This is a genomic window from Paenibacillus sp. sgz302191, assembly GCF_057749925.1.
Genome location: NZ_JBYLHY010000021.1, coordinates 80,584 through 107,537, shown reverse-complemented (window position 1 = coordinate 107,537; position 26,954 = coordinate 80,584). Strand labels below are relative to the sequence as shown.

Sequence of the window (26,954 nt, the reverse complement as noted above, 5' to 3'; positions counted from 1 at the left end):
TAATAAATCAGGAGGATGGAGAAAATGGCATTGAGAGGTATGAAACGTAGTTGGAAAAGGAAGCTCTCGGCGATGCTGGTCCTCACGATGGATGTGGGCAGCTTTTCCAGCATAGCGGCGCCGCGTAAAGCGTCGGCGAATCCTAGCGTTCCTCTGCCTGTGTGGAAAAACGACGCCGAATTTTGGCTGAAGGCAGATGAAGGTGTCACTACGGCGACGTATTCAGCAGGTATTGGTGTCGGGAAATGGGACAATCAGGCAGGAACGGTTCGTTTTGACGTTTATGGAGGTCCGGGTTATAAAACAGCGGGAGCAAACTTCAATCCGGTTGTGACGTTTGCCAACACGGGCAATACGAACAGTGCACTTAGCCAATACTTGCGCGGCGACGGGCAGATCACTTTTACGGATGCGTATGCAGTCTTTAAAGCCAATTCCGGAAACGGAGGGGCGCTCGTCGGCTCCACAACGCGGACTGGCGGGCACGGAGCGGCCTTATTTGCAGTAGACAGCGACGGGCTTTACTTGGGTAATATCGATGGTCGTTATAAATCGATCAATTATCCCATTGCCGAGTCAACCCGCTACCAATTGGCCGAGTACGATACTAGCGGGACGACAGATACAGTAACAGTAACCGGTGAGCAAAGAAATTTCCCTACCCCTGACTATTCGACGTTCTCCTTTACGCCAATGATTGGCGGGACGAAAGAGGGAGCAAGCGGTAGAAATTACTACAACTATAACGGAGAAATGGCGGAAGTTATCTTATTTTCCGGAAGCACCGCCGCTTATGGGGGTCAGATTCAAAGCTATCTGGCGCTGAAGTACGGATTGACCTTGAATCATGGAGCAACGGACTACGTGAACAGCCAAGGAATGACGGTTTGGTCTGCAGCCGCCAATAACGGTTACGGCAGCCGTATTACCGGCATCGGCAGCGATTCCGGAAGCACGCTGAACCAGCGGCAGTCCAAGTCCCAAGATTCGGGAGCGCTTGTGACGCTTGCGGCGGGTAATGCCATTCAAGCATCCAACCAAGACATTGCGGCGGGCAGCATTGCCGATGGAGATTTTCTAATCTTCAGCGATAACGGCGACAGCAAAAGCACCGCTTACCAAACACCCGTAGCCGGTACGACTATGAAACAGATGGATCGGGTGTTCAAGGCCAACAAAACGGGCAGCTGGACAGGCAAGCAGATCACGTTCCAACTGGACGCTTCGGCCCGGACAGACACAACCTATTTGCTGGTCAGCAGCAACGGCACTTTCGACAATAACAGCCGCAAAGCCCAGCTTTCCGCGGCGGGTCAAGTTACTATTAACGGCAGCGACCTGGGTGCAATCAGCTACTTTACGTTCGCCAAAGAAGAAGTAACGGTAAAAGCCCCGGGTGGCGTAAGCGGTGCCTCCTTGTGGCTGAAGGCCGATAAAGACGCTGCGGCCAATGGGGCAGGACAGCTTGCCGGTTGGGCCGACCAGACGGGCACGAACCAATTCGAGGTTAAAGGCACACCGGCCTATAAGGCTGAAGCGGCCAACTTCAACCCGGCTGTAACGTTCGACAATACGAACAAACCGAGTCAAAATCCGAACCAATATCTTATAGGCGATAAGCAGATTACATACCGGGACGGATATGCCATATTCAAGCAAAAGGACGGGACGATCATCGGCTCGGCTGCCCCTCGTGCAGGCGGGTACGGAGTCGGCATCTTCTCGAAGTGGGGCAAATTGTACGTGGGCAACGGAGCGAGCGGCACTTACCGCGGATTTTCCGTTAATGACGCATCCCGGTATTATTTGGCCGCCTTTGATGCAGCCGCTCCGCTAGAGTCTCAAGGCCGATTGAACGGAACGCCTCAAACGGTTACGGGTAACAATTCGTTCAGCCAAATCGACTTTACTCCGGTCATCGGAGGCACGTTCGGCAGAGGGAATCCGAACAACTGGTCTCATTACAAAGGCGAGCTTGCCGAGGTGATTCTCTATCCGACAAGCCATACCGAACTGGAGAAGCAGCAGATCGAAAGCTACTTGGCTTTGAAATACGGCTTGACGCTGAATGGCGGCAAAACGGATTATACAACCAGCAGCGGCAGTGACAAGATGTGGACGGCGGACAACAATAAAGGCTACGGCAACCGGATTACCGGCATCGGTCGGGATGACGGCAGCGTCTTGCTGCAAAAGCAGTCCAAATCGCAGGATCCCGGCGCGCTGGTAACGATCGCTTTGGGCGATGCCGTGCAGGCGACCAATGCGGACAATACCAACACACTTACCGCGGATTTGTCGTTCTTCGTCTTCAGCGACAACGGCGCAACCGCCAAGTATGAAACAAGCGTGCAGGAAGCTCCCGGACATACGCTGAAGCAGTTGAACCGTGTGTTTAAGGTAGAAAAGACGAATTGGCAAGACCGGAACATCACCTTGAAGCTGGATGTGACGGCCGAAAGCCCGGCTGTGCTGTACGATCTCATCATCGACGGAGTGAATTCGGGTATTACGCTGGATGCGTCGGGTCAAGCTACTTTCAACAGCAGCAAGCTCGGTAACGGTTCCCTGTTCACCTTTGCGAAAGTGTACAAGAATGTTCTTCAGGACAAGCTGTCCGGGATCAAAGGCTTGACGGAGGCCAACTACACGCCGGCAAGCTGGGCGGCACTGCAAACCGCGCTGACTGGCGCCGAAGCCGTGTTGAACAACGCAGGCTCCACACAGGCGCAAGTCGATGCCGCCTTGGCTGCTTTGGAAGCTGCTCGGGCCAACTTGAGCAGCGTGGCCGACAAGCTGAAAACGAAAGCGGACGAAGTCCAAAACGAGATTACGCTCGGCAGCTTGAAACCGGGCGATTACACGACCGGCAGTTGGGCGGCGTTAACCAAGGCGCTGGACGATGCGAAAGCTTTGCTTAACCGCACGCCGCAAGCTACTCCGGCCGAGCTCGGACAAGCGTTGTCCGCGTTGGAATTGGCGCGGGGCACTTTGGTCGATTTGAGCAAGCTGCGTGCCAAGGAAGCGGAAATTGCCGCCGAACAGTTGAATTCGGCAAGCTATACGCCAGAAAGCTGGCAGATGCTGCAGCAAGCACTGACCGAGGCGCAAGCCGTACTTGCCAATCCGAATGCGACGCAAGCCGAGGTCGATGTGGCGAAGTCCGCGCTGGAAGCGGCAAGAGCCGCTTTGGTTAAGTCGGCCGACAAATCCGCGCTGCAGGCGAAAGCAACCGCCGTCAACGGCGAAGGCTTGACGGAATCGGACTTCACGCCGGCAAGCTGGGCGACGCTGCAAAATGCGCTGGTCCGGACAGGGACGGTGCTGAGCGACCCGAACGCAACCCAGCAGGAAGTCAATGATGCATTGGCCGTCCTGCTTGCCGCACGCAATAATCTGGTGAAAGCGGGAGCAGGTCTTGCGGTGCTGGATGCGGTTTACCTGGACGGGAACCGGAATCCGGTCGCACTCGAGCTGTCTCCGCCATTTGACGGAAAACAATACTTGAATTACGAGGCTGTCGAACCGAACACCGTCGACGCAATAAGCATAGCTCCGAAGACGCTTGATTCGAACGGTGCGATCAACGTAACGTTGAACGGTCAACCGGTGAGCGCGGCGGATTGGAGTCATTTGCCGCTCAAGGAAGGCCTTAATGCGATCATAGTGGAAACGATCGGCCCGGACGGCAGTACGAACGTTTACACCATTGAAGTTATGCGCGTTACTGGCAAGCTTGTATCGCTCACGCCTTCCAGCAACAGTCTGATTCCGGCCTTCCAGTCGGACAAGAAAGCGTACGACATGAGCGTGGCGAACAGCGTATATGCGCTTCAATGGACGCCGGTCGCGCTTGACCCGCAGGCAGTCATCGAGATCAGCGTCAACAACGGACCGTTCGCGCATGTGGCAAGCGGAATGGCGAGCGAAGCTCTGCCTCTCCATGAAGGCGTAAATACGATCGTCGTCAAGGTTACAGACCGCGACGGAGGAATTACTCCATATACGATCACTGTAGTGAGAAGCTCCTCTTCGAATGGAGGCAACTCGGGAGGTGGAACGGGTACAGGCTCCGGCTCTGGCACAGGAACTGGCACTGGCACCTCCACCCCGACAAAAATCGAAGCGAGCGTGAACGGTAAGGATGCCGACTTCGCCGCGGGAACCGGGGAGAAATCCGGCGACCGGACGCAAACGCACATTACCGTCGATGCCGATAAGTTGGCACAACTTTTATCGCAAGGCAACGGCAAGAAGCTCGCCATTCGCGTTCCGAACAACGGGGATGTCGAGGTAAAAGGGTTGACGGCCGAGCTTGTCCGGAGGTTGGTTGATACCGGCTCGAGTCTGGAAATGAGCAACTTGCTGGCGATCTATCCGATTCCGGGCGGACAGTTGAACTTTGGCGACATTGCGAAGAAGTTGAACAATGCCGCTCTCAGGGATATTGCGGTCCATGTCGAAATTAAACGCGCTTCCGAAGCTTTAATCGATAGCGCCAAAAGCAAGGCATCGGCTCAAGGCTACGAGCTGCTCGTTTCGCCGGTCGATCTGAAGCTGAGTTTCTCCAATGGAGGGAAAACGGTCGAAACGGATCAATTGAACGGATATGCAGCGAAATATATCGCGCTGCCGGAAGGAATCGATCCGAACCGGATTACTACGGGCGTTGTCGTCAATCCGGACGGAACCGTATTCCATATTCCGACGGTCGTCACGAAAATCAATAACCGGTATTTCGCGCTGATCAACGATTTGCGCAGCAGCGGCACTTATTCCGTCATCTGGAATCCGCAAGACCTCAATGATGTGAAAAACCACTGGGCCAGAGCGGATATTAACGACATCGTAGCGAGACTGGTTCTTGCCGGAACCGGAAACAACACGTTTACGCCCGATCGGAACGTGGTCCGTTCCGAGTTTGCCGCTATTGTGGCAACGGGTATGGGCTTGATGCGTCAAAATGTTGCCGGAAACACGTTCGGCGACGTTCCTCGCTCTTCCTGGTAACATGACGCGATTGCTATCGCGAGCGAATTCGGCATCGTGCTCGGCTACGAAGACGGCCTGTTCCACGGTGATCGGCAAATTACGCGGGAGCAGGGAATCGCCATGATTTCGCGTGCTTACGATTTGATCGGACCGAAAAGCTCGAAGAGCCAGGCGGAAATCGAAACGATTCTGTCCGCTTACGGCGATGCGGCGAATGTATCCGGCTGGTCGAAAGAAGCCGTAGCCCGGATGATTGCGGCCGGAATCGTCGAAGGCCGGGACGGAAAGCTGCTGAAACCGCAAGAAAACATGACTCGCGCGGAAGCAGCGGCGTTAATGAGAAGATTACTGCAATCCAAGAACTTGATCGACTGATGTTTGAGTACAACCACTGCCGATTCTTTCAAGTCGGCGGTGGTTGTTTCTTTTGAGGGAGATGGCCGAATGAGAGCGATAGAGCGCGGCAGACTGTTCAAAGAGGAAAGAGCGGGATAATGTCGAATTCATGCTTAATTGATGAATGTGAAAGCAGGTGAACGGATGGATGCGTTTCAGCGGATAAAACGAAGGGATCCGGAACGTTCGGAAGCAGCCGAAAGCGCGAAACGCACGGTAGGTTCGGGGCATCCGTATTTGCAGTTCATGCAGCGGCAGTTCGGCAATCGGGCAACGGGTCAGTTCTTGCTATCGGTACACGGCGGTGGAGGGACAAGCGTCATTCAGCGGCACAAAGGAGAAAAGGATGGTTCTGATCCAGGCAATAATCAAGGCAAAGGCAGTACATCCAAACCGGCGCGAACTTCACTTCCGAAGCGTGAACCGCTTACGATGACACAGGGACACGATCTGGCTCGCGAAGGCAATATCGTGGACTGGATCCTTCATCGAACGGCGGTCCGTGTGACCCAGCAGATGCAAGAAGAAGTACCCGCCGACCTTTCCGGTATAGACGTAAACAAGCTCAAGGGCAATGCGGAACAGGTACCTGTCGAATCGAAACGCGGGCAGAAGAAAAAAATGAAGGAACAAGCGAAGAAATCAACCGGCAAGAACAAAGGCGAAGCAAAGTCCGCTAAACATAAGCATTCGGGGAATGAGCAGGAGAAGAAGGCTGAGCTCAAACCGCAGCGGTTTGATGTGCAGGTTCAGGAAATGTTGGCTGTCGTCCGCGATCTCATTCATGCGTTTCAGTTAGCTGCTTTGCAAGCCTCACCTCATCCGCGGGGTACCAACGTGTTCACGTATTGGGGATATGACTTTGTCGTGAGCCCCAAGAGGTATGTGGCCCCTCTTTCCGATAATATCATCGGCGACAGCGGCCAAGTGATTCCGACGCCGGACAGCCTTTTTGCAAATTATGACTACCCGTTTCAGAAAATGTCTCATCCGATGTTTCGCTCGATCATCGAAGCCATGCTCAACGGTGAACAACCGAATGCTTCGCTTGATCAATTGACGATTTTTATCGCCTCGGTCGCAGCTGAAATTACCCGCTACGAACCGCAGCTCGTCTCTGTAGCGCTGGCCATGACCGGGGCAACGCAGGAAATGGATGAGCACGACAGTTTGTTCACCACAGCGTTAGCGATGACTACGGGCAGCACCGATCCTACGTCAGGGAAACATATCGATCGGCGCGAAGCATTCAAGAAACAGCGGGAGGATGACGAATTCCGCGCGACCGAGCCGGCGGCGATTCGAGAAGGTGGCATCATACGGGCGGCCTTATCGGGTCCGGCGCTGCAACTGGATGCACAGGTTTATGTGGAATCGCAGTTGGAAGCAGGTACAGATCCGGAGAAGATTGCAGAGGATTTGTCGGACATGTTGATTTACGTGATCAATAAATCGGCGACCGACAAGAAAAAATCTGAGACATCCTACGAGAGTGAGTGGAAGCGTGCGCCCAAACTGGAGGCCCATTTGACTGCGGAAATGCTGGAAAAGCATTTTCCGGATGATCAGCAGTTCCCAGACCGATCCGCAGACAATTCAAGTATTGTGTTGCTTACGCCGGAGGAACGTGCACGTCTCGCTTTAGAATTAAGCACCCATAATTTCAATGCGGTGTTCCGCAGCCCAACAATCTACGATGTCGCAATGAAAGTTGGCAAAGCCATTACATACGGTAGAGCTCACCTTAAGCTTTCCAACAGCGGTACGGATAAGCTGCAAGGGAATCATTGGGAAGGACAGGACTGGGTCGGTGAAACGGAGCAAGTTGACGACAAGGGCTTCCAGGAGAAGAAAGCAGCAAAGCATAAAGCGTCACAAGCGGACAAACGTGCCGGCAGGCGGGCGTCCGGGGAATCAATTGAAGGACGCATGAACCGGGTGTTAATCGCCATAAAAAAGAGAGAAGAGGCGGATAATGCAGGGCTTCAAGAGCTGCTGCAGGAAGCATTGGACGGGTTGTATCACAAGGATGAGGACAAGCGTGAGAATGCCCGGGAGAAGCTCAGTCAGCTGGAAGGCGAGCTTGCAGAATACGAAAGCTTGGAGGATTTGCTGGAAGCCTATATGCCCTCCAATCAATGGGGAATCATGCCTGAAACCTGGCAGCGCGGGCAAGCCTCGGGTATGGGATTCAATTGCCTGATTGATTCGCTGCTGCAGCACACAACGACACTTAGTGCTGAGGAACGGATGACCGAAGCGAGGTTCATCCGTGATCAGTTGGTGCAGGAGGGAAGAACCGGTCCGAGAGATTTCTTGTTTGGCGACGAGCATATTATAAGGATTCTGCAATTAATTGGCGTAAATCCTCATGATTACGAGGTTCGAAGCGAATGGACGGCAAGAGGCTCCCGCCAGCACCGTGAGACCGTTAATGCCGGCGCGCCCAATGTCATTAGGTTGTGGAATACCGGAGTCCATTACGAACCGATTTTTGTACAAGAGGACAATCCCTTTGTCGATGATATCGATACAAACCAGCAGAACGGCGGTCCAACTCGCGGGGCCCAACCGCTATGGATGCTTCCGTTTGTCAATCAGCAAGCGGAGCAACCCGGGGAGGGCTCAATAGAAAAAACGAAAGGCGCTTCGAATGTAGAGGAATCCGATCGTAATTACGAAAAAAGCGGATATGTCAAAACAACTGTAGGCCGCTTTACCTTCTGGGTCCGGACTACACCGCTTAAGGATTCTCATGCGGCCGCCAAAGCGGTTGTCATGCTTCCGCATGATTTTAATATATCCGATGCGGAGGAGTTGCAGCAAATCGCCGCAGCTGCGCAAAGCTATGGATTGACGCCGGCAGACGGCATTGGCTTGATGGTCGGGAAGCAGAATTACTATCTCAAGGAAAATCAGGAAAGATTGTTTGTGGAAAAACCGCCGACCCGGAAGAAAAAATCGCAAGGGGACCCGACGAAAAAATAACCAGAGGAGAAGTTTGTCATGACGGAAAATAGTAACGCATTTCATCCACCATACGTAGTACGGTTTCCATTTGAAAAATCGCTCGGACTACGTCATGCATTGATTGATGTTAACGGAAATCTTGTTCGTGAGCCGAATTTGCTTAAAGTACATAATTTTACTCCGAATGGTAAAGGAGGCTACATAACTGCTGCTCAAGACTTAAGCGAAAAATGGGGGTACCTGGATCAAAGCGGCAGATGGCTGATCGAGCCGACTTTGGAGGATGCGCGCATTTTTGGCGAGGAGGGCATCGCCAGATTCAAAAAAGAGGGGCTATGGGGCTATGTAGACTTAAACGGGGAGATCAAAATCCAACCACAGTTTCAGGAGGCACTGCCATTTAGTACAGGCTTGGCGGCGGTTCAATTGAACAATGGTTATGCTTATATCGATTGTACGGGACAAGTAGTCATCGACGGGCCGATTGCCGAGGCAGGCTACTTTTCGCCGAACGGTCTGGCTGCCGTGAAAAAGCGGGGGGACTCCTCTTGGGGAATGATCAATATGAAGGGAGAAATGGTGATTGCCCCCCAATTTACAGATGTCAGAATGTACACAAATGATGGAATAGCCCCTGCAAAGAAACGTAAATTATGGGGATTAATCGATGCGCAAGGCAACTGGATCATGGAGCCGACCTATTCTCGTATCGAAGAGTTCAACGAAGAGGGGCTCGCTTTTTTCAGTGATTACACCAATATGAATATGAGAAACGGTTACCTCAATACAAAAGGCGATGTGGTCATCGAGGGAACGTCGATCTCGGACCAAATGGTGTGCGGGCTGGCCAAAGAAGTTGTACCTTATGGCGGAGGTATCGGTTTCTTTGATCGTACCGGTACGATGGTGATCCCGGCACAGTACGCTTGGGCCGATCCTTTTCATGAGTGTGGAGCCAGTATCGTTCTTCGCAATGATACGTGGGGGATTCTTACGATGGATGGCCGGTTCCGGGAGATGCCTTATTTGGAGCCGCTGACGGATCATGAAGGCTGGATGCTAGGCTTTAATAGCTGCAAAGGAATTGCTCCATTTCTTATCCGGCAGGGCGAAGTCGTCTACGTGGACGCAGTTGGAAGGGAAGTTTGCAAACTGCAGGTAGGGGAGACGGATAATCCTCAGGAGCGTGTATTGCGACTTTTCAATGCTGATGGAAGAATAGAATGGCAAAACGAAGCAGGGCGGGATACATTTTTTATGGAGAGTCCGTTTTTTCGCAAGCAGCCTGCTCAGCATTTTAAGGATATCAAGTATTGGGAAGGAGATATTGCGGCTGCTGCACGAGCCCTTTTGGATGCAGAGCCTAGAGATTTTTATCCCTATGATTGGTATGAACGGGATGTATACGATCTATCGGAAGAAGATGAGATTGACGAGTATAAAAAAAGAGGCGCGATGGAGGTTCTGGCAAGAACCTATGTAAGCGAGGAGCATCATGGGCATTACCATTTTCTCGCAGAATGGGTGCGCGATGCGTTTGAACAGTATTTTACAGTGATAGCTGACCGTATTTCCGATTTTTTCGGCGACCCGCTGCCCGATGCGTCAATCATGCTGCGCTGGGGTCATAACAACGTTAGCAAAGTATGGGAAGTGAACGGCAAGTATTTGGTGCTGGAATGGTTCAATCAATATGGTGATGGTGATTTTGCTCACCAGTTGTGGCTTGCTGCAGGATACAGAGAGGATTTGGATGACGACCAGGAGGATGACGAGAACGAATACAGTACGAACAATGAAGAACCCCAAGAAAATAGCCAAACATTTGATCTCCATCAGTTTGAAAAGCTAATAAAAGAGGCTCAGTCTCGTATGGATGAGGGAGCATATGATGAAGTTCTGAATTTGGTGTCCCAAATGGAGGAACTGGCATCAAATTCTGTGGATGTGGATGTCGCACAAATGAGCTGTATCTATGACTTTAAGCGGAATGCGCTTTATCAATTAGGCCGAGTAGAAGAATCGCTCGAGTCCTGCCGCGAAGCGATTGACTATATCAACCGGAGGATGTTATTCAACTACCGATCGGAGCCCCGCCAAACGCTGCGCGTTTGCCACAATATGCTCGCACGGGAGCTTATGGAACACGCTGCATCCAAAGAAGAATGCCTATCGGCCTGGGAACATGTAAAGGCTTGCTTCAAAGCGGTGGAACCGGTCGAGGGCGAAGCGGTACTTGAATATTTCTATGACACCAGAGCGCTTGTGCTGTTAAAACTGAGTGAATTTGATCCAAATGAGAAAGCCAAGGCATTTGCTTTTCTTCAGCGGATGCAAACTATGGGGTCGCATTATCTGAGGGAAGAGCCTCGACTGACTAAAGCGATAAATTCAGTAGAGTATCAGGCATTTTTGAAAAGCAGCCATGAAGTCGATAGAGAGTATATACAGGCACCTGTGCAAGAAACAGCTATGGAGGCAGTGATCCGTTACCACAAGGCCTACGAAACATTCAGCCAATTCAACTCGCAAGTGGAAAAGGAGTTTGGGCCCATTATCTCCCTTTCGTTTAGGGAGGACATGATTGCGAAAGCTGAAGAGGAATTAGGTTTTACCTTGCCGGATGCACTTCGTCAATTTATGTTGGTGCCTGGCCTTGTACACGGGATACATCCGGAACTTGTGCCTCCTATAGAAATTCAAGGGATGTTTTCGCTGCTTGCAGAAGTGTGGGGAGTGCGCAAGGAGTTCGAAGAGCGTTTGACGCGGAAAGAAATGCACTGGCTGGAGGTTCATTGTCTGATCTGCGGCTTATCACAAATTGATGGCGATAGCCAAGAGTATATGTACTTTACTCCCGGCAAAGGATTTGGCACCTTTATTTATACTCGGGATCGTTGGGATGAGTTTGAAAAGGATGTGCTCAGACCGCTGCTAGCCCAAGAGATTCCCGTTGAGACATTTGACCGGGCGTTCTCCCGAAAGGTGAGCGATCAGATTAGACGGATGATTGAGGTGAGCAGGAACCCTGGTGTCATGCACTAATAGTGTCCCCTCTAAGTAGACTGTAAAGGTTAGGACCTTACAGTTTGCTTGGAGGGGATTTCTTTATGAACCAGGAGAGGGCACCCGACACCCGCGATGATACGGGAATTGTCCCGATAAAGTTCACTTAACCCGGTTGTTTTCATATAAATAAAGGAAAATATTCTTTTATTTTCTTTTTAATATAAAATAATAGAAGAGAATTCCCGTTAATAGAGTGGGGAGGGAAATTCTATTAATCGAAAAGGAGGTGAGTAGTCTACTAAGTTCTACTAAGTTTTAAGAAATTCAAACTTCAATCAGGAAAGGAAGATGAATTAGTGATATCAAAACGTCGAAAATGGGTAGCAATAACAATGTTCATGGCTTTATCAACATCCGTAATCGGAACCGGGTCTGCTTTGGCAGAACAGCCTGCAATCACGGCGACTGCGGGATCAGAAGCGGCAATAAACGCCGCTGTGTCCGATATGCCTGCCGGATTCAAATCCTCCATTGAATGGGTGTACAACAACCGCATGGTCAAGGAAGGCTCCGTCAGTCGTAAAAATTTGATCTACGATCAAATTTTTGCAGGTAAAGGAACAATTAACTATGTGGTCCGCTGGCAGTCTTCCAAAAATCTGACCCTGCAGCAGCGCAAGGATATCGAGAAGATGCTGGGTCGCCAGTTGAACAACTGGACGAAGAATCTCAAGGGGTATGACGGCTGGCCTTACGGTGATATTTCTGTCAAAGTTGTAGGTTGGGCTGTGGCCAATTCGTCCCAGATTCTGGACAGGCAGCCGGGTGAAATCGTATATACCCAGACCATCGTGGATGATCTCAGCAAAACCGATCCCCGCATTCCGGCCGCACTGCCTGTCGCTCCGAATGAGCTGTCCCGGTTCGAGCACTTCAGCAATCCGAACTATGCCTATCCCGGCGGACTGGATAAGCGGTTTGACATGTATCTGTGGGGGACGACCAATTTTGGCGGAGGCGCCGGAGGCGACTGGGGACAGCGTGTATCGGACGACTATATTCTGAGCACCGTCAATAACAATGAAGTTCATATTACGGAACATGAGATTGGCCATGGATTCGGCATGCCCGATTTCTACGAAGATAAGGACCGGCCGCCGGGTGGTTTCCCTCAGCCAACTATTATGTGGGCGGGCAACTCAGCTACCATAACCAATTGGGATGTATGGCTGCTTCGCTACACATGGAGCCAGATTAAGAAAGATACCCGACGTTTCCCTACGACTCCGGCGGGCAATGAATCCGTGAATGCGGCTTTGACGGCCAAAGCCACTACGAGCTATGTGTCTCCATGGGAGACCATTCAAGCACTGAATGACGGACTGGACCCCGCCCATTCCAATGACCGCACCCAGTCGGTATACGGCAACTGGCCGCAAATTGGGACACAATGGGTCCAATACGATTTTGACCGCGCGTATACCGTCTCGCAGACGGACGTGTACTGGTTCAAGGATGGCGGAGGCATCGACGTACCGGCTTCGTACCGGGTCCAATACCTGGATGGCACAACCTGGAGGAATGTTCCCAATGCACAGGGCTTGGGCACGAAAGCCGATGCGTATAACACAACTCGCTTCGATCCGGTCAGCACAACGGCGGTGCGTCTCGAAATCGTAGCGAAGAATCCGGCTTCGACCGGAATTCTGGAGTGGAAAGTGACGGGAATCGCCCGCTAGTTTGATTGAAGGCTGCGCTTCAATCATGAAACACCCTCCCATAGCATTGGCTTCCAACGGCCGAGATCTTCATCCGAAGATCTCGGCCGTTGGATCGTTTGCGGGGTATTAATTTCACGGGAAAAGCACTGGCCGCGGCGGATAAATGTTTGATCACTGCCCGGATTACAAGCATCGAATCAATGGACACCCCGATGACCATACCATCGCTGTAAGCAGCGGTATCTGCGAGTACGACCAAGTTATCGTCGACAGTAGCGAACCGATTCAGGATGGTATCCGGGTGCGATTCTAAGGCATGAGGTTTAAAACTGGCAGATTTGTACAATAGCAATCTAAAAGAAATCTAGTCGCCACTTACATGATATAATAGTTGTAGGTAAATCGTTTTTCAGCGAATGACTGACGGCAATATTTGAGAATAATATATTCATTTATGGAGGTTATGTAATGGGAACAGGTAAACCGGTAACGATAACAGTAGAAACGATCGTTCATTCTCCCGTTGAAAGCGTGTGGAAGTATTGGACGGATCCGAAGCATATCACGCAATGGAGTACGGCTTCCGATGACTGGCACACGCCATACGCCGAGAATGATCTGAAGGTCGGCGGTAAATTCGCCTCGAGAATGGAAGCCAAAGACGGTAGCTTTGGATTTGATTTCGGCGGAGTATACGACGAAGTGAGCGTTAACGAGAGCATCTCCTATACGATCGCCGACGGTAGAAAAGTGAAGATCGTTTTTATACGTCAAGACAACAACACGAAAATCATCGAATCGTTCGAAGCGGAAGAGACCAACGCCATCGAGATGCAGCAGTCCGGATGGCAAGCGATTTTAAACAATTTCAAAAAATATGTGGAAAATGCTAGAGAAGAATAAAAAACTTTTAGAAGCGCATGCTGTTGTTGGCATGTGCTTTGCTATGTACCGATGAATTGACAAATACGTCGTAAAAGTTCATCATAAGGTACGATTCCATATATTACTGAACTCGCAGAAAATAATATGAGGTGGTAAGTCTTGAGTTACTCTTTTGATCGTTTCATTGACCGCCGCAACACCCGTTCTTACAAATGGGATCAAAACGAAAAGCTGTTCGGCCAAGCGGATGTACTTTCTTTATGGGTTGCAGATATGGACTTTCCAAGTCCGCCTGCAGTTGCGGAAGCTTTGAAGAAACGTGCCGAATTAGGGCTTTATGGTTATGCCATTCGTACAGACGATTATTTTAACGCCATTATCCAATGGTTTCGTAACCGTCATCACTGGGAAATTCAACCCGGTTGGATCACGGACTCGCCGAGTATAGTCACTTCCTTAAGTTTGGCTGTAGAATTGTTCAGCGAGCCAAGCGCACCGGTTGTTATACAGACGCCTGTTTACTATCCGTTTTATCATGTGATCGAAGGCAACGGCCGGAAAGTGGCCAAAAATTCGCTGCTGTTGCGCAACGGCCGCTTCGAGATGGATTACGAGCATTTGGAGTCCTTATTTAAAGACGGCGCCAAGCTTATGCTGCTTTGCAGTCCTCACAACCCGGGCGGACGCGTATGGGAGCGGGAAGAACTGCTGAAGCTTGGCGAGCTCTGCTTGAAATATCAAGTCACTGTCATCTCCGATGAAATCCATTGCGACTTAACTTTCCCGGGACATGCGCATACGCCGTTCGCCACGCTATCTCCTGAACTCGCTAATATAACAGTTACCTGCTTGGCTGCGACCAAAACATTCAATTTGCCGGGGTTACATACGTCGTTCATCGTTGCTTCCAATGCGGGCTTAAGAAGAAAAATGGAGCAGCGGCTCAAAACGCTCAGCTTAGACATGGCTCAGCATTTCGCTCAGGACGCAGTGGAGGCTGCTTATCGTGAAGGGGCTGAGTGGCTTGACGAGATGATGGCGTATGTGAAAGGCAATCTTGAATATGCAATTGAGTACCTGACATCGCATTTACCGGAAGTCAAGCCGCTGCGGCCGGAGGGTACGTATTTGTTATGGATAGACTGCCGTCAGCTTGGCTTGGATCGTAACGGGTTAAAGGATTTGATGTACCATCGGGCGAAGGTGGCCTTTAATGAAGGGTCGATTTTCGGAACCGAGGGCGAAGGATGGCTGCGTATTAACCTAGCATGTCCCAGATCGATATTGGAGCAGGCGCTGAAACAATTTTGTGATGCGGCAAATGAAGGTAAATAATCGAATGTTTCACATTCTGGGGCGGCTTGGACTGGTCCATCCTGTTCGCCGAGGGGAGTCTGGATATCTGTGAGCCTTACGGCGTGATGGTGAATTTCCACGATGCGCGCATTGTCGGATTCGATGATCTTTCCGGCGCCGAAGAGGTTTGACTTCAGAGCGGGGAGAAGGGGAACTGGCGCGAATGTCCCCCAAAAGCACTCCTTTGAACGGTCGCTCGACACTTCCAATTTAAAATAGGATGAGCTTCATTTGTTCAACAATTTTTTTTAGGGCCGCCCGTAAGTTATTTTATGACTTATGAGCGGCCCTTTTTTCTTTTAATTATGTTTTATTCTACCAAACTAATTTCATATAAATTATGGAAAATATGTATTTACACTTAATCCTTTATATGGTAGTTTATGTATAACCTATACCAAAAGGAGGTAATTAATTATGGGAAAAAGTAGAATCATAGGCTTATTAACAGCCGCGGTCATGACAACTGCAAGCTTTGGCACCAGCGCCTTTGCAGCAGGCGCACAATACCCAAATGCCGACCCTACGCTCGGCATCGATGAACATCTGATAGTCGCCAACGATGAAAAGCTGAATGAAATTTTGACGAAGAATGGAACGATTCCAAAGGATGCAACGCCGGAACAAGCCGAAAAAATTATCAGGCAGTACTTAAGCCAAAATGCGGATAAGGACATTAAGAACCGTTCCCAATCCGATATCAAGTCGGCCCAAGACTTGAAGAAGTACGGCAAATCCGCCGCTGCCAGAGGATTTTTGAATAAAAACTCAGACACCCACAAGAAGAAAAAGAATGATCCCCAAACCTCTTGGGACGGAAGTGTTACCAAGGATAAAGCGCTTGTTCTTTTGATCGAGTTCCCGGACTTTCCGCATAATTCGCTAGCACCGAAAGAAACGGCAATGTATTACAAGGATTACACCCCGTCGCATTATCAGAATATGATATTTGGGAGTAACGGCTATGCCGGCCCTAACGGCGAAAATTTCGTTTCCTTAAAGCAATTCTATGACCAGCAATCCGGCGGCAGCTATGACGTGGAAGGCAGAGCTCTGGGCTGGTACAAAGCCTCCAAACCGGCGGCCTACTATGGCGCAGACAGCGGCAGCAGCAAAAATGTGAACATTCGAGAGCTTGTCAAGGAGGCTTTAATTGCCGCTTCCAAGGATGTGAATCTTCAAGACTACGACCTGAAGGACCCTAATGATTTGGACGGTGACGGCGACCTTAACGAGCCAGACGGCATTATTGATCACCTCATGATTATCCACTCGGGAATGGGCCAGGAGGCGGGTGGCGGCACGCTGGGAACGGACGCAATATGGTCCCATAGCTCAAAGGTCTATGACATCGTGAACGGTTCCGCCATTCCGTGGAAAATACCGGGCACGGAAATTTCCGCTTATTCCTATACTGTTATGCCTGAGGATGGGGCGGCCGGTGTGTTTAGCCATGAATTCGGCCACGATCTCGGACTTCCTGACGAATACGATACGGAATATACCGGCCAAGGCGATTCCGTCGCCTACTGGTCCATTATGTCAGCCGGAAGCTGGGCGGGAACTATACCGGGAACCGAGCCTGTAGGCTTCAGTCCGTACGCCAAGCAATTTTTCCAAAATACCTATGGCGGCAACTGGCTCCACGGCAATACAGTAGACTTGTCGGAGCTGACGACCAAAGGCAAGGAATACACTTTGGACGCAGCCAGCATCAAAGCAGCCAACAACGACGTAGTCAAGATCACTCTTCCGAAAAAGGGAACGCTCGTAACCACGCCGCCCAGCGGTAAATACGCTTACTTTAGCGGCTCAGGCAATAATTTGAATAATTCCATGTTTACTTCCTTCGACTTGACCGATGCGACCTCAGCAGACCTGAACTTCAAGACTTGGTACGATATCGAAAAGGATTGGGATTATGGCTCTGTGCAAGTGCAGGTATACGGCACGAATACTTGGTCAAGCATCCCCGGCAACATTACAACCGCTGCCAATCCCAATCAGCAAAATCCCGGAAACGGCATAACCGGCAAATCCGACGGCTGGATTGACGCCAAATTTAGCCTGAACGATTACGCGGGTAAAAAGGTCAACCTGAAAATCAACTATTGGACCGACGTTGCCGCTGCAATGGCGGGCTTATATGTAGATGACATTTCGTTAGTAACAGACGGCAAGGTGTCTTTATTTGATGACGCGGAAGGAACTGCCTCCAGCTTCACATTGAACGGCTTCACGAAAGACGATGGTTACAAGTATTCGGATCACTATTACTTGCTCGAGATGAGGAACCATTCCGGTGTTGACGCAGGACTCAGCCATATTTTACGCGGCAAAAGCCTTATGGCTTATAAACCGGGCCTCTTGATCTGGTACGCGGACGAACAGTACACCGATAACTGGACAACTGTTCATCCCGGTCACGGCTTTTTAAATGTTGTCGATGCGGAGCAAAAATTGATGAGGTGGAACGACGGCAGCGCAGCGGCCACCAGGTACCAAGTTCACGATGCAACCTTCAGCACAAATAAGGACAAGAAAATGTTCATCGATTACAGTACGGATACTGTAGTGCGCACCATAACAGACACCACCAATTCCAAAAATCCTACTTTCGAGGATAAACGGACTTATTTTACGCAGGAAATGCCGGATGCAGGAGTTATTTTGCCGTTGTATGGCATCAAAGTAAATGTCATTGACGAGACAGACGATAGTAGGAAAGGAAATATCGTGGTCAAGCTTAAATAGCTTCGGTCGCAACGCGCGCAGTTCCCAACTCGCAGTGTGGCGCCGCATGAATCCGCAAAGAACGGCGCGGTCGGCACCGTCCCGATTATGAACAAACGCCCCTGTTTCGCTTTCGAAACAGGGGCGTTTGTTTTTTTCGTTTAAACGAACCGCTATCCCTGATGCTATTTCCGTTTCCAAAAGAACTAAGCTTTTTACAGTAAAAACTAAATCTTTTTGGGTGAAATATGAAGGAATGGTTTGATAAAATAGTAAATGTAATCGCTTACAATTTTGATATTGGAAGGAAGTGGAGACGACGGCCTGCTACGAGCAGCACAGCATCATAGTAAAACTACATGCAATTTAACCTAATAAGGAGGAATGCGAAATGAAGCAAAAAAGAATGAGGTTATTTTTTGCGATTTTAATTTGTTTTACGCTTACATTGCCTGCAGTAACCGCGCAAGCGGCAACAACGATCACTTCCAATGAAACCGGCACCCATGACGGCTACTATTATGAACTGTGGAAGGATTCCGGAACGACGAGTATGACGCTCAATAGCGGCGGCGCGTTCAGCGCACAGTGGAGCAACATCGGAAATGCGTTATTCCGTAAAGGCAAGAAATTCGACGAGACCCAGACACACAAGCAAATCGGAAACATATCCGTCAACTACAGTGCCGACTACCAGCCAAACGGCAATTCGTATTTATGCGTCTATGGGTGGATGGTTGACCCGCTAGTCGAATATTACATCGTCGATAGCTGGGGCAGCTGGCGTCCGCCCGGCGCAACGTCAAAAGGCACTATTACCGTTGACGGGGGGACATATGACGTTTATGAGACCATCAGAGTCAACCAACCTTCCATTAAAGGCAATACAACTTTTAAGCAGTATTGGAGTGTCCGGACGTCGAAACGCACGAGCGGAACCATATCTGTTAGCCAACACTTTAATGCGTGGGAGAACATGGGAATGCAAATGGGGAAAATGAATGAAGTTTCGCTTACGATAGAGGGGTATCAAAGCAGCGGGAGCGCTAATGTGACTAGCAATACACTTACGATCGGCGGAAGCAGTGGCGGTGGTACTACAGGTACGAAAATAGAAGCCGAAAGTATGACCAAAAGCGGTCAGTACACCGGGAATATCAGCTCGCCGTTCAACGGAGTCGCTTTATACGCCAACAATGATTCGGTGAAATATACACAGAATTTCACGAGCGGCACCCATAATTTTTCACTCCGTGGCGCTTCGAATAACTCCAACATGGCCAGAGTCGATTTGAAAATCGGCGGCCAGACAAAGGGCACCTTCTACTTCGGCGGGAGCAGTTCTGCGGTTTATACCTTAAACAATGTCAGCCATGGAACCGGAAATCAAGAGATTGAGCTCATTGTAACAGCCGATAACGGGACATGGGATGCTTATATTGATTATTTGGAGATCAACTAAAAGAGCGGAAGGAGGTAGAACCATGTTTAAAGCGAAAGCAGGAAAATGGGCGGCGATCGGGTCGCTCGTCGTATCTTTGTTCACGGGCTCGCTGGTGATGTTGGGCAGCGAGGCGCTTGCGGCCGATTGTTCGAACGGCTATGTAGCATTAACCTTCGACGATGGTCCGAATCCCAACAATACGACAACGCTGCTTAACACACTGAAGCAAAACGGCTTGCGCGCGACGTTCTTCAATGTTGGGCAGAATGCGCAGAATTACCCGTCACTCGTACGCGACCAGCAGGCGGCAGGCATGTGGATCGGCAGCCATTCATGGTCGCATCCGCACATGACGCAGCTGAGCGCCTCGCAGATGTCATCGGAAATTACACGCACGCAGCAAACGCTGCAGTCCATTACCGGCACGGCGCCGAAGCTGTTCCGTCCGCCGTACGGCGAGACCAACGCGACCTTGAAGTCCATCGAGGCCCAGAACGGTCTTACCGAAGTGCTATGGAGCGTTGACTCCCAGGACTGGAACGGCGCTACCGCCGCCCAGATCGCAGCCGCCGCGGGCAGGATGCAAAACGGCGATGTGATCCTGATGCACGACCAATACCAGACTACGCTCCAAGCAATCCCGCAGATCGCGCAGAACCTCAAGAGCCGGAATCTTTGCTCCGGCATGATCTCGCCGAGCACCGGCCGGGCGGTCGCGCCTGACGGCGGAAGCAGCGGTGGTAACACAGGTGCGAAAACAGAAGCCGAGAGTATGACCAAAGGCGGCCAGTACACCGGGAATATCAGCTCGCCGTTCAACGGAGTCGCTTTATACGCCAACAATGATTCGGTGAAATACACGCAAAATTTCGCGAGCGGTACCCATAATTTTTCACTCCGTGGCGCTTCGAATAACTCCAACATGGCCAGAGTCGATTTGAAAATCGGCGGCCAGACAAAGGGCACCTTCTACTTCGGCGGGAGCAGTCCTGCGGTCTATACCCTAAACAATGTCAGCCATGGAACCGGAAATCAAGAGATCGAGCTCGTTGTAACAGCCGATAACGGGACATGGGATGCTTACATTGATTATTTGGAGAACAACTAAAGCTCCATAGCGGCAAACGATTCTTCCATACAAAATCCCGGCGGAATCTTCCCGAGGTCCCGAAGACACTGAAGACAACTACCATTCCCGATGTATGGGCGTGAGAGTTGTCTTTTTCCTTACCCGTCTCGTTTCCGAACATCAAAAAAAGCCCTTTCAAAAGTCAAAAATGGAGCGTTTAAGGCTTTCGTGGTAGCGGTTACAATTTAAACTACAAAGAGGAGGGGTTGTAGTGACTGCTAACAGGATAAGTCATGCGGCTGTAATGAAGACAACAAGAAACAATTCATTAAAAACAAAAAGGTGGCTATGGTGTTATTTATTCTTACTGCCACAAGCATTATTGTATGTTTCTTTTACGTTATATCCTATGATTATGAGCTATGTATATGCCTTTTACGAGTGGAGCGGCATTGGTCCTATAGATGAATTTGTCGGTCTTGACAACTTTAAGGAAACCCTCTTGGACCCGTTATTTTGGAACGCTTTTAAAAACAGCTTTATATTCATGGGGGCACTCGTTCTTATTCAAGTACCGCTTGCATTGCTGCTGGCTCTGTTATTAAGTGCCTCCTGGTTGAAAGGCTCCGCTGCTTATCGGACGATCTTTTTTTTGCCTGTGGTTACGACGACAGCTATCGTTGGCCTTGTTATGAAGTTTATATTCGGAGCTTATAAAGGATTGGTTAACGAAGTTTTTATAGCAATCGGATTGATTGATGCTCCGATCGACTGGCTTGGCAGCGCCGATACGGCACTGCTGATCGTGACATTTGTAGGGATCTGGAAGTATTTTGGGATTAAAGTGATTTACTGGTTATCGGGCATTTCCACGCTGCCGAAAGATTTATACGAAGCTGCAAAAGTGGACGGTGCCTCGGCATTCCAAAGCTTCCGGCTCATTACGATCCCGCTGTTGATTCCTGTAGGAACCGTGATTGTTCTTTTGTCAGCGGTGAATGCGCTACATGTGTTCGATTTGGTCCAGTCCATGACGGGCGGTGGCCCATCCTTCTCAACGGATATGGTTGACGTTTATATTTACCGGTATGCTTTCGGCGGCGGCGGGGAATCTAGAATCGGATTCGCTTCGGCAGCCGGGGTCGTATACGGCTTTGCTATCTTGTTCGTATCGCTGGCCTTTGGTTTACTCTCCCGTATGGCGGGCGGGAAAAAGCGAGGAGCGCAGCACTAGAACTGCAAGTTCATACATCTTTGATGAGGAAGGGATTAGATATGGAAGCTGCAAAATCTGTGAAGAAGCTGGTTATTCCCATTACACACCTATTGTTAATTGGTGTAGGCCTGATTTGGATTTATCCATTTATCTGGATGGTAACGGCGTCGTTTAAAACGAACTCCGAGTACATTTCGGGCGGATTATCCGTCTTGCCGAAATCGTTTCAATTTGAAAACTATGTTAGAGCCTGGGAGACGGCTAAATTCTCCATTTATTTTTACAATACCGCGATCATTTCGGTATCCGTTGTTCTAGTTGTTATCTTACTATGTGCCATGACAGGCTATGTGTTAGGGCGGTTCGAATTCCCGGGGCGGAAATTGATATTAGTATTAGTTGCGGCAACGTTGTTCTTACCTAAAGGCTATACGATTATTCCAGTCTATACGTTAGTTAATTCACTCGGATTAAATAATACGCTTGCAGGGGTTATACTTGCAGAAGCCGGCGGAGCGCATGTGTTATTTATCTTATTGTTTACAGCATTTTTTCGGGGAGTGCCGAAAGAATTGGAAGAGGCGGCGCAGATTGACGGGGCGGGATTTCTGCGCACCTTTCTTCAGGTCATGCTGCCCCTTTCGAGGCCGACGATCGCGACAACCGGAATTTTACAGTTTATGTACTCTTGGAATTCCTTCTTAATTCCGTTAGTATTTACTTTAAATAAACCGGAATTAAGAACGCTTGGTGTCGGAATGTATCAGTTTGTCGGCGAGCATTCCGTCGACTGGACCGGAGCCGCTGCAGCGGCGAGCATCTCCCTCATTCCAATCATCTTCATATTCGTCTTCTTTCAACGTTATTTCGTAGAGGGGATTGCCGGTGCCGTAAAAGGATAGGAGAGACAGCATGTGAATAGATTTGTCGATATGTTGGATCAATGGACGAATCATATTGAGCTTCGACCTAAATTGTTGATCACTTTTTATTTTATAAGTATTGTGCCGCTTATTGTTACAGCGGCTTTCTTTTATATGACCTTAACTCAATCGCTTGGGGAAGAGGTAGGGGCATCTATGGTGCAAACAACTAGGCAAGTTGATGAACGAATAAGTTCTTTTACGGAAGAAACGACCCATTTGATCAAATTAATACAGTTTGATTCGGATACCCAGGCTTTCCTGGATTGGAAAGATCCCGCCGATTTGTCCCTGATTCCGAATCTTCAGGCCCTTAGAAACCTCATTTCTACCATTTCAAATCAAAACACTCATATACGCGGTGTTTATGTTGTTAACGATCACGGTAATTTCATTTCTGACGGTAAGGATTTTTCGAAAATAGGGTTTGATTTTCTAAACGACCCTTGGTATGGCGAGGTCATCAAGCAAAAGGGCTTTCGTTTATTTCCCGCGCATGCGCAAAACTATGCCCAAGGGGAATCGGTTGTAACGTTTGCAGGCAGAATATTCAAAGTTTCCGATCTGAAGGAAAGCGGTACGCTGCTGCTGAATTATGATGCGCAATTTTTATCCGGTATGATTGATACCATCCGGGTTGGGAATACAGGTTCCGTATTTATGATTTCACAGGAAGGGAAGTCTGTCGTTAATCAAAGCGGGGAAGGCGAATCGGAAGACCTGATCAAGAAGATCAACTCGCTGCCGGAATTTAAGCAGGACCACGGGTATTTGTTTACTGAGGTTCATGGAGTAAATACGCTTGTAGGCTACTCAACCTCTAAGGCGACGGGTTGGAAAATTGTCGCGGCTGTCCCGTTTCGAGAGGTGTCGGGAAAGATTGAAGCCCTAAAATGGGCCATCTTGATCATCGTCTGCGTAGCTCTTGGGTTTATCGTCCTTTTTGCAAAATACCTGAGTCAGGCTATTACTAACCCTATGATCCGGCTTGCCGAATATATGAAGCGTGTCGAAAAAGGAGATTTATCCGCCAGGGTGCCTATCGATAGAGGGGATGAGCTGGGCTTATTGACACGGCGCTTTAACCGTATGCTGGAGCAAGTTCAGGAATTAAAAGAAGAAGTGTATTTGTCGGAAATTAGGGAGACCAGGCTCCAGTTATTAAAGCGGGAGTCCGAATTGAAAGCGCTGCAAATGCAGATTAATCCGCACTTTTTGCACAATACGTTAAATACGATAAAGTGTGTCGGTGAAGTCTATGACGTGAAGGAAGTCGCGATTATGAGTGAGGGCCTGGCAGGAATGTTCAGGTACAGCATCGATACCGAGAAATATAAAACACTGCGGCAAGAAATTGATCATGTGGCAGCCTATATACAAATTATTCAAGTTCGGTATCCCGGACGCATTCGCTGCCATTTTGATATTGCGGCACACCTTGAAGAACAGCCGGTGCTTAAATTAATCCTTCAACCTCTAGTTGAAAATGCGATCGAACACGGCTTGATCCCCAAGTCGTCAGTAGGGGATATTTGGATAACAGCCGTTGAAGCGGATGATAACGAGCTTGTTTTACGTGTTGCGGATAACGGAGTAGGTATTGCGGCTGAGCGTTTGCAGGAGATTAAGCGCAGGCTTGCCAGACAAGCAGACGAAGCTGTCGACGGTGAGGAGCCGTTGGCCGGCCATGTCGGGTTGTTTAATGTGAGCCAACGATTATTTTTAAACTATGGCGGGCAAGGAAGGCTTGGAATCGATTATAGTCCGTTAACCGGAACGATTGCAGAAATTCGTATACCATTGGATGAAGACAGAGAGGACGGCAGCTATGCATAACTTATTAGTAGTGGATGACGAGTTTTGGATGTGCGAAGGGTTGAAAAAAATTATAGCCCGGCTAGGCGTTCAATTTACGGTTACGGATTCGGCTCGGGACGGCAGGGAGGCACTGGCCAAGCTTGAACAAGGGAATTTTGATGCGATTATTACGGACATCAACATGCCGGGCATGAACGGGCTGGAGATGATGAAGGAAATGCGGGAGCGGCAGTTCAAGCAGCAGGTAATTATTGTTTCAGCATACGACGAATTTGAATATGCCAGGACGACTATGCGCTTGGGTGCGATTGATTACTTGATAAAGCCTGTCAACAACGAGGAGCTTTCCGCCGTATTGACCAACCTGCAGGAATTATTGTCCCGGCGTACGGAAGCGCCGTCAACTGAGAAGGAAACGGCTATCGGTCTCACCGGTTTGGGCGGTGGCGTAGAGCTTGTTCAATCGGTCTTGAAAACGATGGAGCGTTTGTATATGGAAGACCTGTCACTTTCCCTGCTGGCCGATCAGGCAGGCTTTAACTCTTCCTATCTTAGCCGGTTATTTAAAATAGAAACAGGTAAAGGCTTTGTCCAGTATTTGAGAGATGTGAGGATGAGGCACGCATGCAGAATGCTTAAGGAGACAAGCTTGACAAATATAGAAATTGCTAAACAGGTTGGCTATTGGGACGAAAAACATTTTAGAAGAACCTTTAAAAAGGATTTTGGGATGACGCCGGGAGAATACCGCGATAAGCATCAAAGTAAAAAATAGACCCTCAAAAGTAAAAAATGGGCGTCTTAATATGCATAGAGTAAGCGTTTACAATAAGGATGTAAAAACGGATATTGCAATTTCACAAGGGGGAACTAACATGTTAAAACGTACAGGTTCAGTCACGATTGCAGCAGCAATGGCATTTTCGGTTGCGCTCTCCGGATGTTCGCAAGAAAGCAGCAAACAAGGAGCGAAAGATGGAAGCGCTAATAACCGAGCCAAAGAGGTCGTGTTAAAGGTTTGGGGCGCTGACCAATCTAGTTGGGATGGGGAAGACAGTCCGGGACAGCAGGTCGTCAAAACTTTTAACGAGAAGTATAAAGGGCAAATTCGAGTAGAGGCCAAATATACTCCGTGGGAAGGACATAACACAGCGGTACAGGCAGCTTTTGCTTCCGGGGATGAACCCGATTTGTTCCAACTGCCGTTAGGCTCTCAAGTTTCCGATTATGTAGATAAGCACTTAATTCAACCGATTACAGGATTAGTATCAGATAAATGGAAACAGAATTTTTATGAAGGGTCGTTCCAAGAAGGGGTTAACCAATTCAATGGTCAAATCTATACTTGGCCGAGTTCAGGTCCGTCTCTCAGTTATATGCTGTACTACAATAAAGATGTTTTGAAAAATGCCGGGCTGGAGCCTAAAGCCCCAAAAACGTGGGATGAGCTAAGAGAAATGGCTCAGAAAGTTACAGCGCAAGGAAAAGGGGATGTTTACGGAGTAACGTTTGCAGGCGGAACGCCGGCACGCTTTACTCAACTCGTTGTAGCCGGCTTCGCTGTCGGAGCCAGTAAAGGGGAAAGTCCTTTCGACGGATTCAATTTTATTGAAGGTAAATATGACCTTGCCTCCAAGGCTTGGGTAGATTCGGTCAATTTCTTGTTAACTTTAAAGAAGGAAGGGAGCATTCTGCCATCTTCCTTTATGTTTAAAACATCAGAATCCGAGGCGTTGTTTGCGGAAGGCAAGGCGGCTTTTCTTTTAAACGGCCGCTGGTCGCTTGCTAATCTAAAAAATTTGAATCCAAAGCTTAATTTCGGCTCGGCCTATGTACCTACGCCGGATGGAAGCACACCTAAATTTGGATATACGTTGGCTGTTCCCGAACGTGGCTATGTCGTTTCCAAGAACACAAAGCACGCCAAAGAGGTGGGGAAATTTATCGAGGAAGCATTTACTTCCAAAGAATATTATAATTTATACATGAAAAAAGGGATCTCTTTAACGCCTATGCCGGATGTAAACGCGGACGAAAGCAATTATCCGTTCCCCGAATTAAAGGAGTTTGTCAAAGTTCATAACGATGCTTGGATACTCGGACCTGACGCCATTGCCCGCAATCCGGAATTAGTTCCTGTATCCAATAAAATCGGCAATTTGGTGCAAGACAAGATGAAGCCGAACACGGGTGAAGTGCTTCAGATGATTTTGAACGGTAAAGCAACCAATGTGGAAGCAACGCTGAAGGAACATTCCGATAAGTTGAATAAAAACCTGCAAGATGCCATAAATAAATCAAAAGCTGAGGGCGCCAAAGTAGATATGGAGGATTTCCATTTCCCGAAATGGGACGGAAGCAGCAACTTTAAAGAAATGAAATAAGACTGCTGATTGCGGACGAGAGTTGAAAGGATGGAGGT

16 protein-coding genes are annotated in these 26,954 nt (G+C 49.2%); all 16 read left to right on the top strand.

All coding sequences use genetic code 11. The features are described from left to right. Positions 1-24 precede the first annotated feature (24 nt). The gene (locus tag AC3G2T_RS25645) at positions 25-5,010 is read left to right on the top strand and encodes a DUF8202 domain-containing protein (protein ID WP_488437362.1); all 4,986 of its coding nucleotides are present in this window, start codon (positions 25-27) and stop codon (positions 5,008-5,010) included. A gap of 9 nt (positions 5,011-5,019) precedes the next feature. Continuing rightward, entirely contained in the window at positions 5,020-5,367 is a 348-nt protein-coding gene (locus AC3G2T_RS25640) for an S-layer homology domain-containing protein (RefSeq protein ID WP_488437379.1), read from the top strand. Positions 5,368-5,532: 165 nt separating this feature from the next. After that, the gene (locus AC3G2T_RS25635; protein WP_488437361.1) at positions 5,533-8,376 is read left to right on the top strand and encodes a hypothetical protein; all 2,844 of its coding nucleotides are present in this window, start codon (positions 5,533-5,535) and stop codon (positions 8,374-8,376) included. An 18-nt stretch (positions 8,377-8,394) separates the two neighbouring features. Next, positions 8,395-11,403, top strand: a complete 3,009-nt coding sequence (locus AC3G2T_RS25630) for a WG repeat-containing protein (RefSeq protein WP_474683075.1) — start codon at positions 8,395-8,397, stop codon at positions 11,401-11,403. A gap of 356 nt (positions 11,404-11,759) precedes the next feature. Continuing rightward, positions 11,760-13,106 (top strand): discoidin domain-containing protein, encoded by a 1,347-nt coding sequence (locus AC3G2T_RS25625; protein WP_474683074.1) that lies wholly within the window; start codon positions 11,760-11,762, stop codon positions 13,104-13,106. Between the two features lie 450 nt (positions 13,107-13,556). Next, positions 13,557-13,991, top strand: coding sequence for an SRPBCC family protein (locus tag AC3G2T_RS25620; RefSeq protein ID WP_488437360.1), 435 nt, complete (start codon positions 13,557-13,559; stop codon positions 13,989-13,991). 141 nt (positions 13,992-14,132) lie between these two features. Then, positions 14,133-15,308 carry a MalY/PatB family protein gene (locus AC3G2T_RS25615; protein ID WP_488437359.1) on the top strand — a complete coding sequence of 392 codons (1,176 nt, stop codon included), beginning with the start codon at positions 14,133-14,135 and terminating at the stop codon, positions 15,306-15,308. 26 nt (positions 15,309-15,334) lie between these two features. Next, positions 15,335-15,460 carry a hypothetical protein gene (locus AC3G2T_RS25610; protein WP_488437358.1) on the top strand — a complete coding sequence of 42 codons (126 nt, stop codon included), beginning with the start codon at positions 15,335-15,337 and terminating at the stop codon, positions 15,458-15,460. A gap of 286 nt (positions 15,461-15,746) precedes the next feature. Beyond that, a complete protein-coding gene (locus AC3G2T_RS25605; RefSeq protein ID WP_488437357.1) occupies positions 15,747-18,083 on the top strand; it encodes an immune inhibitor A domain-containing protein in 2,337 nt (778 codons plus the stop codon). 370 nt (positions 18,084-18,453) lie between these two features. Continuing rightward, the gene (locus AC3G2T_RS25600; RefSeq protein ID WP_488437356.1) at positions 18,454-19,524 is read left to right on the top strand and encodes a glycoside hydrolase family 11 protein; all 1,071 of its coding nucleotides are present in this window, start codon (positions 18,454-18,456) and stop codon (positions 19,522-19,524) included. Between the two features lie 22 nt (positions 19,525-19,546). Further along, positions 19,547-20,614, top strand: a complete 1,068-nt coding sequence (locus AC3G2T_RS25595; protein ID WP_488437355.1) for a polysaccharide deacetylase family protein — start codon at positions 19,547-19,549, stop codon at positions 20,612-20,614. A 370-nt stretch (positions 20,615-20,984) separates the two neighbouring features. After that, the gene (locus AC3G2T_RS25590; RefSeq protein WP_474683067.1) at positions 20,985-21,809 is read left to right on the top strand and encodes a carbohydrate ABC transporter permease; all 825 of its coding nucleotides are present in this window, start codon (positions 20,985-20,987) and stop codon (positions 21,807-21,809) included. Positions 21,810-21,850: 41 nt separating this feature from the next. After that, the gene (locus AC3G2T_RS25585) at positions 21,851-22,693 is read left to right on the top strand and encodes a carbohydrate ABC transporter permease (protein ID WP_488437354.1); all 843 of its coding nucleotides are present in this window, start codon (positions 21,851-21,853) and stop codon (positions 22,691-22,693) included. 12 nt (positions 22,694-22,705) lie between these two features. Beyond that, a complete protein-coding gene (locus AC3G2T_RS25580) occupies positions 22,706-24,550 on the top strand; it encodes a sensor histidine kinase (RefSeq protein WP_488437353.1) in 1,845 nt (614 codons plus the stop codon). After that, on the top strand, positions 24,543-25,307 hold the full coding sequence (locus tag AC3G2T_RS25575) for a response regulator transcription factor (RefSeq protein WP_488437352.1): 765 nt from the start codon (positions 24,543-24,545) through the stop codon (positions 25,305-25,307). The genes AC3G2T_RS25580 and AC3G2T_RS25575 overlap by 8 nt, the downstream gene beginning before the upstream one ends. A gap of 100 nt (positions 25,308-25,407) precedes the next feature. Beyond that, complete coding sequence (locus AC3G2T_RS25570; RefSeq protein WP_488437351.1) at positions 25,408-26,916, top strand: ABC transporter substrate-binding protein; 1,509 nt, start codon at positions 25,408-25,410, stop codon at positions 26,914-26,916. Positions 26,917-26,954: the final 38 nt, after the last annotated feature.